Below are 14,297 nucleotides of genomic sequence, written 5' to 3' on the forward strand. Positions count from 1 at the left end.
GTCGAGATCTGGGTTGGTCAATTTCACGGAGACACCTTCATGCTAGGGCGCAAGGCGATGCTGATCCTGCACGGCAAGCAGGCGATGAACGAAGAGCTGCGCAGTGCCGTGCATGCCCTGCGGGACACGGGCTGGCAGTTGGATGTCAGGGTGACCTGGGAGGGTGGCGATGCCCAGCGCCTGGTCGGCGAAGCGCTGGCAGCAGGTTACCCGCACATCCTTGCAGGTGGTGGCGATGGCACCTTGCGCGACGTGGCTGAAGCCATGGGGCTGGCGGGCACGCAGGCGAGCCTCGCGCTGTTGCCGCTGGGTACCGCGAATGATTTTGCCAAGGCTGCCGGTATCCCCCTGGAACCTGCTGCCGCACTGGCCCTGCTCAACCAGCCTGCCCAGGCAATTGACCTGGGCCAGGTAGGCGAGCAGCTGTTTCTGAACATGGCGACCGGTGGCTTTGGCAGCCAGGTCACGGCCAGCACCTCTGAGGACCTGAAAAAGGTGCTCGGCGCTGCAGCCTATCTGTTTACCGGGTTATCGCGGTTCAGTGAGCTGCAAGCCGCGTCCGTCGAACTGCAAGGGCCGGATTTCCACTGGCAAGGGGATTTGCTGGCCCTCGGTATCGGCAATGGCCGTCAAGCCGGCGGGGGGCAGGTGCTATGCCCCGAAGCGGTGGTCAATGACGGCCTGCTGGATATCGCCATCCTGCCAGCACCCACCGAGGTGGTGGGCGCCCTGCGTGATCTTTTCGGGGGCGAAGGGTTGTTCATCAGGGCGAGGCTGCCGTGGGTGGAGGTGAAGAGTTCCCAGGGGCTGGACATCAACCTGGACGGTGAGCCCCTGAAGGCAGACAGCCTGCGCTTTGCAGCCAAACCCGCGGCCTTGCGCCTGCACCTGCCCAGTGCCTCGCCGCTGCTCAGTCATCCAGGCTGATAATTTTCTCCCGCACGGCAAACAGCACCAGCCCGGCCACGTCATGAATCTGCAGGCGTTTCATCACTTGTGAACGGTGGGTTTCCACGGTCTTGATCGAAAGACCAAGGCCGGCTGCTATTTCGCGGGTCGATTTGCCACGCACGATCAGGCGCAGAATTTCCAACTGCCGGGCGGTGAGGTTGTGGCGATCGCACGCCGCATGCTTGCCGTGCCTGCTGTGCCGCAGCGCCTGGTTGATCACGGTATGTGCAATGGCTGGGCTGAGGTAGCGCTCACCACTGCGCACCGCCCCCAGGGCCTGTTCCAGCTCGGTGGCGCTGGTGTCCTTGAGCAGGTAACCATGAGCACCGCTTTCAAGTGCGCGCATGATCAGGTCCGGGTCTGTGTGCATGGACAGGATCAGCACCCGGCAGGCGCTGCCGCTGGCGCGTAGCTGGGTGAGTGCATCCAGGCCGCTGGTCGAGCGCATCGAAATGTCCAGCAGGATGATGTCCGGGTTCAGGGTGCGTACCTGATCCAGCAGCTGGCTACCGTCATCGGCCTCGCCAATCACTTCGTAGCCGGGTATATCGCCCACCAAGGCTCTGACCCCGGCACGGATCAGCGAGTGATCGTCTACCAGCAGCAGTCTACAGGTCATGGGCAGCCGCTCTTCCTGCCCGTTGCCGGGTGCGCGCAGGCCATGGGAATACCGCCTCTATGCGTACCCCCCGGCCTGGCTCGCTGATGATGTCCAGGCTGCCCTGCAACGCCGTGACCCGCTCCAGCATGCCGGCCAGGCCGCGTTGGCCTGCCAGGGCAGGGTGCTTTGCAGGGGTGAACCCGCAGCCGTCGTCGTGAATCGACAGCGCCAGCCCCGCCGCAGTGCGTTGCAGGCGGACGACCAGGTTACGGGCCTGTGCGTGTCGCAGCATATTGGTGACGGCCTCCTGGGTGATCCGGAACACCGCCATGGCGACCACCTCGTCGATGCCCCCCAGGCGCTGTTTGCAGGCCAGGCTCCAGTGCACGCCACTGCTGCGCAACGTGCGCACCAAGTGCGCGCGCAGGCTGGCCTCAAGGCCCAGGCTGGCCAGTTGCCGAGGGTTCAGAAGTGCAGAAACATCGCGCACGTTGCCCAAGGTGTCGTCCAGTGTACTGCGCAGGGCGTCACAATGGCTTTGCAACTCGGAGGGCAAGCGCCGCTGCAGCCATTGCAGTTGCAACTTGGCTGCAGTCAACAGCTGGCCGATGTCGTCATGCAGCTCCCGGCCCAGGTGCTGACGTTCAGTTTCCTGCACTTTCAGCATTCGCTCTGCCAGCTCTGCAGGCCGCAAACTGATGCACCTGGCACCGACGCCCAGTTGCAGCGCGGCGCACAGCGCCGTGGCCAGCTGCAGCACCATCAGGCTTGAGGGGATGGGCTGGTGAAGCAGGTAAAGCGCCAGGTGAGCGCCGCACGAGGCCAGGCACAGCACTGCCGTTGCCCAGCACAGCAAGGCGGACGGGGAGTGGCAACGCAAAGAAGTCATCAAGCGTGGGAACATAGGTAGGGAAGCCACTGAAGTATTGCTGATGGAGGCCTTGCACAGTGCAGCTCAGAGGCTTTGGCGCAGTACTTTCGATGTTTTTTCAACCACGTGATCTTTCAACCTTTCTTCAAGTTGCAAGCGTTTTGGGGGCGCATACTACCACTTCGTATTCAGGTGGTCGCCGCTGGCCGTTGACGGTAGAGGCTGTTTGCGTTGGGCATGACGAGTAGCAAAATGCCATCCATCGACCATGTTCTACGCACTTTCCTTGCAACTTTCCGAAACACGGAATTCAACTTTACAAGTTCATCGCCGGTGAGCATCTCTTACTAGCGGCCAAGTTGAACTTTGTACTGCTTAGTGTGAAGTCGCTGGGCAGCCGGGTTGCACCACCTTTGCCAGCTCGCCCAACAGCACCAGTTGTTCGCCAATGTCCAGGTTCAGCCGCCCCGTGTGCAGGTCGACCAATTCAAGCTGCCAGGCCAGCAGTGTCAGGCAGGCCGTTGCTGCTGGCAGCGCCTCGGGCTGCAGGCAGGCACGTTGGCAGGCTGGTGCAAGTACCTCGTGCAGGGAGGCGGTGTAGTAGGCCACTTCACGCAGCCCCAGGTGATTGGCGTGCCGGGCGAGCCCGTCGAGGGTGTCATCCAGGCAGTGGCAGGCATCGGGGTCGTTTTCAATCAGTTCCAGGTGGTGCAGGCATTCCTGTGCCCGTGTCAGCAGCACCTGGGCGTCCACCAGAAAGCATTGGAGGGCGTCATTGAACGGTAAGGCACTGTCCATCACGAGGTCTCCACGCGCGGGACAGGCGCAGGGGACGGGCACGCCGTTACGGTAGCTAGCAAAGCCTGACTCCATTCATGCAGTGAGAATGGCGTCACATTAATGGCTAAAGGATATTGCGAACATCAGGTTGCGCCCGATTGCCACTAGGGGTTTCCCTGATGGCGGGCTCAGGGAAGGAACTTTCATGCCGCCGGTGATATCTGCGGGGGGCCGCAGTTAAGCATGGTGGTAAAGTGATATCAATCGCCGGTAAGGGCAGCACGTTGCAGGGGTCAAGATGCAGGTGACGCCGCCGATACAGCTTCAATATCCCAATTTTTTTCGCAATACGCCTGGGGGCTCTCCAATGGCTGGCATTCTCGACACGGTAGACCAACGTACGCAACTGGTAGGTGAGAACCGCCTGGAAATTCTGATGTTTCGGCTGGCCGGGCGCCAGCTTTTCGCGATCAACGTTTTCAAGGTGCAGGAGGTGCTGCAACTGCCCAAGCTCACCCTGATGCCTCAGCGCCACGCCTTCGTGTGCGGTGTGGTAAACCTGCGCGGGCAAACCTTGCCGGTGATCGACCTGTCCCAGGCGATTGGCATGCGCCCTCTGCAGCCTGGGCCGGACAGCACCATCATCGTCACCGAATACAACCGCTCGGTGCAGGCGTTTCTGGTAGGGGGCGTCGACCGCATCGTCAACCTCAACTGGGAGTCGATCATGCCGCCGCCCACCAGTGCCGGGCGCCAGCATTACCTGACCGCCATCACCAAGGTCGACGACAAACTGGTCGAGGTGATCGATGTCGAGAAGGTACTGGCTGAGATCGTGCCTTACAACGCACGGGTTTCGGGTGACAAACTGGCCGACCCGGTGCTCGCCAGGGCCCGAGGCCGCGAGGTGTTGCTGGTGGATGACTCCAGTGTTGCCCTTGCGCAGCTGCGCGACACCTTGTCCCAGCTGGGTATGAAGTTGCACGTGGCGAGCGATGGCCTCAAGGCACTGCGCATGCTCAAGGGCTGGGCAGATGCCGGTGAGGATGTGTACGAGAAGTTGCTGATGGTGTTTACCGACGCCGAGATGCCGGAAATGGACGGCTACCGCCTGACCACCGAGATCCGCGATGACGCACGGCTGCGCAAGCTCTACGTGGTGCTGCACACGTCCCTGTCGGGCAGCTTCAACGAGTCGATGGTGAAGAAGGTGGGTTGCGACAATTTCCTGTCCAAGTTCCAGCCGGATCGCCTGGTGGATGTGGTCAAGCAGCGTCTGTTGCTGGACACCACGCCAGCGTGAACCTTGGGCCAGTGCGGTATAAGCTTGACGTTTGACGCGACGTGAGGCGGCAGGGATGTTTCTCAGTGAGTTGTACCGGTACCCCGTGAAGTCCGGGCAGGCGCAGCGCCTGCTTTCATCGCACGTGGGGCTGCTGGGTTTGCAAGGTGACCGCCGCTGGATGGTGGTGGAGGAAGAAAACGGGCGCTTCCTCACCCAGCGCGCCTGGCCACAATTGGGGCAGTTACAGGCCATTGACGAGGGCAACGGCACGCTGTTGCTGCGCGCCCCCGGCCAGGCGCTGTTGCAGGTGCCGGTACCTGAGGCCGATGTGGATTTACGCGGGGTTACCCTGTGGCGTGACACGTTCCGCGTGCCGGACGCCGGCGACGCTGCGGCTGCCTGGCTCAGCCAGTGGCTGGGCGTGAAGGTACGGCTGGTGCATTGCCCAGAGCAGAGAGCCCGTTACCTGCCCAATGGATACGGCACCAACGCCGACCGCGCGGCCTTTGCCGATGGTTTTGCGCTTCTGCTGATTGGCCAGGCCTCCCTGGATGCCCTCAACCAGCGGGTTGGCCGCCCGATGGAGATGCTGCGGTTTCGGCCGAACCTGGTGGTGAAGGGCGCCGAAGCCTTTGCCGAAGATGGCTGGGAGCGTATTCGCATCGGTAGCCTGGAGTTCCGCGTACTCAAGCCGAGTGTGCGCTGTATCTTCACCACCATCGACCCGGCCACCGGTGAGCGCAGCCCTGACCGCGAGCCGATGACTACCCTGAAAACCTTCCGCCAGAAAGAAGGCGATGTGTTGTTCGGTCAGAACCTGGCGGCCGACGGCTGCGGCTACCTGGAAGTGGGGATGCCAGTGGAAGTGTTGTAGCAGCGGCCCGGTTGGGCCGCGGCTACACAGGCGGGCGCTTACATGTCGTCGAAATAGCGCTCGTGCCAGTCAACCAATGGCTGCGGCGCGTTCAGTTTCTGCCCGTAGATGACGGAGTACGACAGCACGTTCTGCACGTACTGACGGGTTTCATCGAACGGGATGGACTCTATCCACACATCGAAGCTCAGGTGCTTGGCACCCTTCAACCACTGCCGCACGCGCCCCGGCCCTGCGTTGTAGGCGGCAGAGGCCAGCACCCGGTTGCCGTTGAACTGGCTGTGCACCTGGCTGAGGTAGGCGGCGCCCAGCTGAATGTTCTTGTCCGGGTTGAGCACCTGGGCGGGGGAGGCCAGGGGGATGCTGAACTTGCGTGCGGTTTCCTTCGCCGTGGCGGGCATCAGCTGCATCAGCCCGCTGGCACCCACGGGGGAGCGCGCGTCTTCCATGAAGGCGCTTTCCTGCCGGGTAATAGCGAATACCCAGCTGGAATGCAGGCCGCGCACCTTGGCCTCGCGCACCAGGGTGTCGCGGTGGGCCATGGGGAAGCGAATGTCCAGGTCATCCCAGTACTTGGCCTGGCTGATGGTGCGAATGGCCGGGAAGTACCAGCGCAAGTCGTAGCCAAGGCGCGCCTGCGCGACCATTTCGTCACGGTTGAAGTGCCGGCTGACGTGGTACCACTCGCGCCGGCCTTCGACGATCTGCCCCCGGGCATGGAACTCCAGCGCTCGGCGGATCCCAGGGGTGTTGCGAACCTTGTTGACCAGCTGCGGGCTGAGGGCCAGCGGCTTGTTGTTCAGTTGATACGGCGTTTGAGCGCGGTCTGCGGCGAGGAACCCGTAGAAGTCGCGCTCACGGGACACGTTCTTGTACAGCAGTGGAACCTGCGGGTTGTTGGGTTGCGCAAGCTCCAGGCTGCGTGCCTGCCAGTACTTCCAGCGGCTGCTCTGGGCCAGGTCCTTGGGCAGGCGCTTGGTCAGCTGGTAGGCATCCTCCCAGCGGCCAAGGCGCAGCAGCAGGCGCAAGCGCCATTCGCTGACCGTGTCGTCACGCAGTTCCGGGTCGTAGCGGGTCATCAGGTCCAGCGCGCGGGGGTCGTAGCGGCGGGCCAGGGTCAAGCCGATTTCCCGGGCGATGGCGACCTTTTCGTCGCGGGAGAAGTGCATGCGCTGGGCATAGTCGTCGAGCAATGCCATGGCCCGCTCGGGGTCTTGCCGGGCGAGCCGGCGCAGGCCAAGGCTGACCACGTCGGACATGGCGTCGTCGGCCGGGGCAAAGCGTGACGGCTGGTTGAGCAGTTCGGGTTTTTGCGCCACATCCACCAGCAACCGCCCTTGTGGGCCCAGGGTGGTGAGGGTCTTGACCAGGTTGTTGGCCAGTGCGTAATTGCGCACCTGTGCGGCCAGCTTGGTGCGCTCCCAGCGCTTGGCTTCGGTGAGCTGGCCCTCTGCTGCCCACATGGCGAACAAGGTATCGCAGGCCGCGGGCTGCGATTTGCCGACGCTCCACAGTTTGTCGGCGGTGGCAAAGCCCTCGGCGCGCAGGCCATGGCTGAGCTGGTACTGGCCGTTCAGGCAATCCAGTTCGGTGAAGTTGAGCTTGGGGTCGTAGTATTTGACGAAGGGCTGCCATTCGCCGCGCTCGGCCAGCCAGCGTAACCAGCGCAGTTTCATCCAGTTGGCCTGGGGCAGGTCGCCGTGTTTGGCCAGGAACTGCTCGATTTCCTCGTTGCTGGCGGTTTTCAGGCGCGCGGTGAGTTCGTCATAGGCGAGGTAAGGCGTGAGCGGGTAATCGCTCAAGGCATCGGCATAACGCAGGTACGGGCCTTTGTCGCCCTTGGCCAGGGCGCGCTTGGCCTCATCGAAGTACTGGCGTTGCACGGTAATGTCGGTGGCCTGGGCCGTGCAGGTGGCAGCAGTGAGCAACAGGCAGGAAGCAATTTGTAACAGGCGGCTGCGCATGATACGTCCGGGCAGTTGAACCATGGGGAAGTGAAGGCGGAGCCAGCACTGTCGGAAGCTATGGCCCTAGCTTAGCCGTTTGCCGGCGGTGGGTGAAAGCACTGTGCTTGTATCGGGATATTAAGTTCGACCAGGTGTCGTCTGGGGGCTGGCGCAGGGGCATTCGGATGTCGGCCAACCGCCAAGTCAGGTAGAATGCGCGCCCGATTTATGGAGACGAACATGACCCTGCTCAAATTCAGCGATGTGTCCCTCGCATTCGGCGCCATGCCGCTGCTGGACAAGGTGTCCTGGCAGATCGCTCGTGGCGAGCGGGTGTGCATCATCGGCCGCAATGGCACTGGCAAGTCCAGCATGCTGCGCCTGGTCAAGGGCGAGCAGAAAGGCGACGACGGCGAGATCTGGCGCGCACCGGGCCTGAAGATCGGCGAGCTGCCCCAGGAACTGCCGGTGGCCGACGAGCGCACCGTGTTTGACGTGGTCGCCGCCGGGCTTGACGGCGTTGGCGAGCTGCTGGCGCAGTTCCACCACCTGAGCATGAACATCCAGGGTGACGAAGACCTTGAGAAGCTCATGCACGTCCAGCACGAGCTCGAAGTCCGGGACGGGTGGCGCCTGCAGCAGGTGGTGGAGAGTACCCTCAGCCGCCTGCAGTTGCCGGCAGACAAGACCCTGGCCGAGTTGTCCGGCGGCTGGCGCCGTCGTGTGCTGCTGGCCCAGGCGCTGGTGTCGGAGCCCGACCTGCTGCTGCTCGACGAGCCTACCAACCACCTGGACATCGGCGCCATCGCCTGGCTTGAAGAGGCGCTGCGCGGCTTCAGCGGTGCGGTGCTGTTCATCACCCACGACCGCTCGTTCCTGCAGAACCTGGCAACCCGTATTCTCGAGCTTGACCGGGGTGGCCTGATCGACTGGAACGGCGATTACGCCAGCTTCCTGGTGCACAAGGAAGCAGCCCTGGCCGCCGAGGAAACCGCCAACGCACTGTTCGACAAGCGCCTGGCCCAGGAAGAGGTATGGATCCGCCAGGGCATCAAGGCCCGCCGCACCCGTAACGAAGGGCGTGTACGGGCGTTGAAGGCGCTGCGTATGGAGCGGGGCGAGCGCCGCGAGCGCCAGGGCAAGGCCAATATCCAGATCGAATCGGCTGAGAAGTCGGGCAAGCAGGTGATGGTGCTGGAGCATGTCAGCTTCGCCCACCCCGACGGGCCGCTGCTGGTCAGTGACTTCTCCATGGTGCTGCAGCGCGAAGACCGCATCGGCCTGCTGGGTGCCAACGGTACCGGCAAAACCACCTTGCTCAAGCTGATGCTCGGTGACCTTGAACCCACCTCGGGCAAGGTTGAGCGGGGCACCAAGCTGGAAGTGGCCTACTTTGACCAGATGCGTCACCAGCTGGAACTTGAAAAGACCGTTATCGACAACTTGGCAGAAGGCCGTGATTTCATCGAAATCGACGGCCAGAACCGCCACGTGCTGAGCTACCTGGGCGACTTCCTGTTCAGCCCTCAGCGGGCTCGCACCCCGGTTAAAGCGTTGTCCGGTGGCGAGCGCGCGCGTTTGTTGCTGGCCAAGCTGTTCAGCAAACCGGCCAACCTGCTGGTGCTGGACGAGCCGACCAACGACCTGGACGTTGAAACCCTCGAGCTGCTTGAAGAGGTGCTGTCCAACTACAAGGGCACCGTGCTGATGGTCAGCCACGACCGGGCATTCCTCGACAACGTGGTCACCAGCACCCTGGTATTCGAGGGTGACGGCAAGGTGCGCGAGTACGTGGGTGGCTACGAGGACTGGATCCGCCAAGGCGGTTCCCCCAAGCTGCTGGGCGTGACGGAGAGCAAAGGCGGCAAGTCGGCGCTCAACAGTGCGGTAGTGGAAAAGGTGGAGGCCAAGCCCGCACCTGTCGCCGCCCCAGTGGCCGAGGACACGTCGAAGAAGAAGCTCAGCTACAAGCTGCAGCGAGAGCTGGAAATGCTGCCAGGGCAGATCGATGCGCTGGAGCAGCGCATGGCCGAGGCCCAGGAAGAAGTGAGTGCGGCAGGCTTCTATCAACGGCCCATCGCAGAAACGTCTGCCGTGCTCGCCCGTATCGAGAAGCTACAAGCTGAGCTGGATGTGCTGGTGGAGCGCTGGGCTGAGCTCGAAGGCTGACCAGCATCAAGCTGTAGGGCCCTGCGCGCCAGCTTGCCGGCGTCAGGGCCTGCGTACAGCCCGTCAGTCTTTTTTCAGCAAACGCACCGCCAGTACGTCGCACGGCGCGCCATGCAGCACGTCATTGGCAGTGGAACCCAGCAACAGCGCCAGGCCATGGCGGCCATGGCTGCCAACCACGATCAGGTCGCACTGCTGCTCTTTGGCCAGTTGGTGGATTTCTTGCCGGGGCTGGCCGTAGGTCAGGTGCGAGTCGCCGCGGTTGATGTCCGGGTACTTGGCGAACAGGCGGTCCATGCGCTCCTTGGCCTGGTCGAACTGCTGTTGTTGCAGCTGCGACAGGTCCATGGGTACGTCACCCCCAAAGGCCATCGCCATAGGCTCGACGATGTGCACCAGGGATACCTTGGCGTTGGACGGGGCGGCCAGGGCCATGGCGCGCTTGATCACCGGGTCGCATTCTTCAGTCAGGTCGACGGCGACCAGAAGATGTTCATAGATCATGAGCTGTACTCCAGACAATCGTATTAGATGAAGTATGGTCGCTTTCGGGCGGGTCTTCCGTGAAAAATGGCTAACCCGCTCATTTGCAACGTTTTATGGGAACTACTGATATGACGGTATTGCTGGTGGTGTCAATCCTTGCGCTGGTTCTCAGCCCGCTTTCCTGGCTGCGCTCTTCGCGCCAGCAGAGCGAGCAGATGCGCCTGCGCCTGGAGGCCCGCCGCATGGGCCTGGCCATGCAACTGGCGCCGCAGCAGTGGCCGCATTGGCTTGAGCGGCAACCGCCAAGCCCTTGTCCGCAATACCATCGGGCCCGTCGGCGTGGTCACCAGGACAGCTTCAGCTTCTGGCAGGTCAGCCCGGGCCTGTGGTGGAACCAGTGGCGCGAACCGTGTGAGGACTCACGTTTTCTGGACGCGCTGGCACGGCTGCCTGCCAGCGTGTACAAGGTCGAGGCGGACGCGCAAATGATCGCCCTGTACTGGACCGAACGCGGTGATACCGCTGTATTGCAAGATGTTGCTCACGTGCTCGAAACCCTCGCCTGATCCTCACCCCCTCATTGCACTGATGCCACGGTCCCACCCGGGCCGGCATCTGCCTCTTCCGGTTTGTAGTACCCAGACTCACATGCAGCCCTCGGGCCTGAGTGTGGTCAATCGCTGACGTGAATGCACCTCGATCATTGTCATCATCGTTCGTATCAGGCCGGTACAAAATGACCGGAAAGTCGCGTTTTCGACCCGTTCGGCAGCATTTGACAACGCTGACCTTTTCGGAGAATGTGTGCACACCCAAATCAAACGGGCGTATGAATTGAGCGTTTGTATGGCACTGCGCCAATTCATCCCCCCGACTAGCGCGCTGACGGGTGTGCCTGGGGCAGGGCAGGCGAGCCTGCTTTTGCTGCAGTGATCGGCGTGTACAGTTCAGCTTCCATATCGTGGAGATCAGTTGATGATTTACGAAGGTAAAGCCATCACGGTTAAGGCTCTTGAAAGTGGCATCGTCGAACTCAAGTTCGACCTCAAGGGTGAGTCCGTCAACAAGTTCAACCGCCTTACCCTGAGCGAGCTTAGCCAGGCCGTCGAGGCCATCCGGGCCGACGCCTCGGTCAAGGGCGTGATCGTCAGCAGTGGCAAGGACGTGTTCATCGTCGGCGCCGACATCACCGAGTTCGTCGACAACTTCAAGCTGCCCGAGGCCGAACTGGTCGCCGGCAACCTGGAAGCCAACCGCATCTTCAACGCCTTCGAAGACCTCGAAGTACCCACCGTGGCCGCCATCAACGGTATCGCCCTGGGCGGCGGCCTGGAAATGTGCCTGGCCGCCGATTACCGGGTCATGTCCACCAGCGCCCGTATCGGCCTGCCGGAAGTCAAGCTGGGCATCTACCCAGGCTTTGGCGGTACCGTACGGCTGCCGCGCCTGATCGGCTCGGACAACGCCATCGAGTGGATCGCCGCCGGCAAGGAAAACCGCGCCGAAGACGCGCTTAAAGTGGGTGCCGTGGACGCTGTGGTGGCGCCTGAGCTGCTGATGGCGGGCGCGCTCGACCTGATCAAGCGCGCGATCGGTGGCGAACTGGACTTCAAGGCCAAGCGCCAGCCGAAGCTTGAGAAGCTCAAGCTCAATGCCATCGAGCAGATGATGGCGTTCGAAACCGCCAAGGGCTTCGTCGCCGGCCAGGCAGGGCCGAACTACCCGGCCCCTGTCGAGGCCATCAAGACCATTCAGAAGGCGGCCAACTTCGGCCGTGACAAGGCGCTGGAAGTGGAGGCAGCAGGCTTTGCCAAGCTCGCCAAGACCTCGGTTGCCGAAAGCCTCATCGGCCTGTTCCTGAACGACCAGGAGCTCAAGCGCAAGGCCAAGGCCCATGATGAAATCGCCCATGACGTCAAGCAGGCCGCCGTGCTCGGTGCTGGCATCATGGGGGGCGGCATCGCCTACCAGTCGGCGGTAAAAGGCACGCCTATCCTGATGAAGGATATCCGCGAGGAAGCCATCCAGCTGGGCCTGAACGAGGCCTCCAAACTGCTGGGCAACCGCGTGGAGAAGGGCCGCCTGACCCCAGCCAAGATGGCGGAAGCGCTCAATGCCATTCGCCCTACTTTGTCCTACGGTGACTTCGGCCATGTCGACATCGTGGTCGAAGCGGTGGTCGAGAACCCCAAAGTGAAGCAGGCCGTGCTGGCCGAGGTAGAGGGGCATGTGGGTGACGATGCCATCCTGGCCTCGAACACTTCGACCATCTCCATCAACCTGCTGGCAAAAGCGCTGAAACGCCCGGAAAACTTCGTTGGCATGCACTTCTTCAACCCGGTGCACATGATGCCGTTGGTGGAAGTGATCCGTGGCGAGAAGTCCAGTGACGTTGCGGTCGCTACCACCGTGGCGTACGCCAAGAAAATGGGCAAGAACCCGATCGTGGTCAATGACTGCCCGGGCTTCCTGGTCAACCGCGTGCTGTTCCCTTACTTCGGCGGTTTCGCCAAGCTGGTCAGTGCTGGCGTCGACTTCGTGCGCATCGACAAGGTCATGGAGAAATTCGGCTGGCCCATGGGCCCGGCCTACCTGATGGACGTGGTTGGCATCGACACTGGCCACCACGGCCGTGACGTGATGGCCGAGGGCTTCCCGGACCGTATGAAGGACGACCGTCGTTCGGCGGTGGATGCCCTCTACGACGCCAACCGCCTCGGCCAGAAGAACGGTAAGGGCTTCTATGCCTACGAAACCGACAAGCGTGGCAAGCCGAAGAAGGTGGCCGACGCCACGGTGCTCGACGTGCTCAAGCCTGTGGTATTCGAGCAGCGTGAGGTTACCGACGAGGACATCGTCAACTGGATGATGATCCCGCTGTGCCTGGAAACCGTGCGCTGCCTGGAGGACGGTATTGTCGAAACCGCCGCCGAAGCGGACATGGGCCTGGTTTATGGTATTGGCTTCCCGCCCTTCCGGGGTGGTGCGCTGCGGTACATCGACGCCATCGGTGTGGCCGAATTCGTTGCCCTGGCCGATCGCTACGCCGATCTGGGCCCGCTGTACCACCCGACCGCCAAGCTGCGTGAAATGGCCAAGACTGGCCAGCGCTTCTTCAACTGAGCGGTCAACGAGCTAGAGCGAGAGATTTGATATGAGCCTGAATCCAAGAGACGTGGTGATTGTCGACTTCGGTCGCACGCCCATGGGCCGCTCCAAGGGTGGCATGCACCGCAACACCCGCGCCGAAGACATGTCGGCGCACCTGATCACCAAACTGCTGGAACGCAACGACAAGGTCGACCCCAAAGAGGTGGAAGACGTGATCTGGGGGTGCGTCAACCAGACCCTGGAACAGGGCTGGAACATTGCCCGCATGGCGTCCCTGATGACACCCATCCCGCACACCTCGGCCGCGCAGACGGTCAGCCGCCTGTGCGGTTCGTCGATGAGCGCGCTGCACACCGCTGCCCAGGCCATCATGACCGGCAACGGCGATGTCTTCGTGATCGGCGGCGTCGAGCACATGGGCCATGTAAGCATGATGCATGGCGTTGACCCTAACCCGCACCTGTCGTTGCACGCCGCCAAGGCCTCGGGGATGATGGGCCTCACCGCCGAGATGCTCGGCAAGATGCACGGCATCACCCGAGAGCAGCAAGACCTGTTCGGCGTGCGTTCGCATCAGCTGGCCCACAAGGCCACGGTTGAAGGCAAGTTCAAGGACGAAATCATCCCCATGCAAGGGTATGACGAGAATGGCTTCCTCAAGGTGTTCGACTTTGACGAGACTATTCGCCCGGAAACCACGCTTGAAGGCCTGGCCTCGCTCAAGCCTGCGTTCAACCCCAAGGGGGGGACCGTGACTGCGGGTACGTCGTCGCAGATCACCGACGGTGCCTCGTGCATGATCGTGATGTCGGGGCAGCGTGCGATGGACCTGGGTATCCAGCCGATGGCGGTTATCCGTGCCATGGCAGTGGCTGGCGTAGACCCGGCAATCATGGGTTACGGGCCAGTGCCCTCTACCCAGAAAGCCCTCAAGCGTGCGGGCTTGACCATGGCCGATATCGACTTCATCGAGCTCAACGAAGCCTTCGCTGCGCAGGCCTTGCCAGTGCTCAAAGATTTGAAAGTGCTCGACAAGATGGATGAGAAGGTTAACCTGCACGGCGGCGCCATTGCTTTGGGCCACCCGTTTGGTTGCTCGGGGGCACGTATTTCCGGCACCCTGCTCAACGTCATGAAGCAGAACGGCGGTACCTTGGGGGTGGCGACCATGTGCGTCGGCCTGGGCCAAGGGATCACCACTGTCTTCGAACGCGTCTAAACGC

The 14,297-nt window shown here is 62.3% G+C and carries 11 protein-coding genes and 1 pseudogene; 7 read left to right on the forward strand and 5 right to left on the reverse strand.

What is annotated here, in order from left to right:
* Positions 1 to 39 precede the first annotated feature (39 nt).
* Positions 40 to 927: a lipid kinase YegS gene (gene yegS, locus IAE33_RS05610; RefSeq protein ID WP_201162754.1), complete on the forward strand. Its 888-nt coding sequence runs from the start codon at positions 40 to 42 to the stop codon at positions 925 to 927.
* Here the strand turns inward: yegS and IAE33_RS05615 are convergent.
* From IAE33_RS05615 to IAE33_RS05625, 3 genes and pseudogenes are all read right to left on the reverse strand, one after another.
* Positions 911 to 1,570 (reverse strand): response regulator, encoded by a 660-nt coding sequence (locus IAE33_RS05615; protein WP_201162755.1) that lies wholly within the window; start codon positions 1,568 to 1,570, stop codon positions 911 to 913. The genes yegS and IAE33_RS05615 overlap by 17 nt on opposite strands.
* Positions 1,560 to 2,456: a sensor histidine kinase gene (locus tag IAE33_RS05620; RefSeq protein WP_060482172.1), complete on the reverse strand. Its 897-nt coding sequence runs from the start codon at positions 2,454 to 2,456 to the stop codon at positions 1,560 to 1,562. The genes IAE33_RS05615 and IAE33_RS05620 overlap by 11 nt, the downstream gene beginning before the upstream one ends.
* Positions 2,457 to 2,810: 354 nt before the next feature.
* Positions 2,811 to 3,221, reverse strand: a pseudogene (locus tag IAE33_RS05625) (histidine kinase); the annotation flags it as partial.
* Positions 3,222 to 3,570: 349 nt separating this feature from the next.
* On the opposite strand from IAE33_RS05625, the gene IAE33_RS05630 reads away from it, so the two are divergent.
* Together IAE33_RS05630 and IAE33_RS05635 are read left to right on the forward strand one after the other, a co-directional pair.
* Positions 3,571 to 4,506, forward strand: coding sequence for a chemotaxis protein CheV (locus tag IAE33_RS05630; protein ID WP_060482173.1), 936 nt, complete (start codon positions 3,571 to 3,573; stop codon positions 4,504 to 4,506).
* Positions 4,507 to 4,561: 55 nt separating this feature from the next.
* Positions 4,562 to 5,362: an MOSC domain-containing protein gene (locus tag IAE33_RS05635; RefSeq protein ID WP_201162756.1), complete on the forward strand. Its 801-nt coding sequence runs from the start codon at positions 4,562 to 4,564 to the stop codon at positions 5,360 to 5,362.
* 38 nt (positions 5,363 to 5,400) lie between these two features.
* Here IAE33_RS05635 and IAE33_RS05640 read toward each other — a convergent pair whose 3' ends face one another.
* Entirely contained in the window at positions 5,401 to 7,326 is a 1,926-nt protein-coding gene (locus IAE33_RS05640) for a transglycosylase SLT domain-containing protein (protein ID WP_201162757.1), read from the reverse strand.
* Positions 7,327 to 7,548: 222 nt separating this feature from the next.
* Between IAE33_RS05640 and IAE33_RS05645 the strand changes: the two genes are divergently transcribed.
* Complete coding sequence (locus IAE33_RS05645) at positions 7,549 to 9,477, forward strand: ATP-binding cassette domain-containing protein (protein ID WP_201162758.1); 1,929 nt, start codon at positions 7,549 to 7,551, stop codon at positions 9,475 to 9,477.
* 63 nt (positions 9,478 to 9,540) lie between these two features.
* On the opposite strand, the gene IAE33_RS05650 is transcribed toward IAE33_RS05645, so the two are convergent.
* Positions 9,541 to 9,981: a universal stress protein gene (locus tag IAE33_RS05650; RefSeq protein WP_028632467.1), complete on the reverse strand. Its 441-nt coding sequence runs from the start codon at positions 9,979 to 9,981 to the stop codon at positions 9,541 to 9,543.
* A gap of 110 nt (positions 9,982 to 10,091) precedes the next feature.
* Here IAE33_RS05650 and IAE33_RS05655 point away from each other — a divergent pair, with 110 nt between their 5' ends.
* The 3 genes from IAE33_RS05655 (at position 10,092) to fadA (ending at position 14,293) form a co-directional block, all read left to right on the forward strand.
* Positions 10,092 to 10,529 (forward strand): hypothetical protein, encoded by a 438-nt coding sequence (locus tag IAE33_RS05655; protein WP_201162759.1) that lies wholly within the window; start codon positions 10,092 to 10,094, stop codon positions 10,527 to 10,529.
* A gap of 409 nt (positions 10,530 to 10,938) precedes the next feature.
* Positions 10,939 to 13,086: a fatty acid oxidation complex subunit alpha FadB gene (gene fadB, locus IAE33_RS05660; RefSeq protein ID WP_201162760.1), complete on the forward strand. Its 2,148-nt coding sequence runs from the start codon at positions 10,939 to 10,941 to the stop codon at positions 13,084 to 13,086.
* 31 nt (positions 13,087 to 13,117) lie between these two features.
* Positions 13,118 to 14,293: an acetyl-CoA C-acyltransferase FadA gene (fadA, locus tag IAE33_RS05665; RefSeq protein WP_028632470.1), complete on the forward strand. Its 1,176-nt coding sequence runs from the start codon at positions 13,118 to 13,120 to the stop codon at positions 14,291 to 14,293.
* Positions 14,294 to 14,297: the final 4 nt, after the last annotated feature.

The organism is Pseudomonas sp. S60 (genome assembly GCF_016647865.1).
Lineage (GTDB): Bacteria > Pseudomonadota > Gammaproteobacteria > Pseudomonadales > Pseudomonadaceae > Aquipseudomonas > Aquipseudomonas parafulva.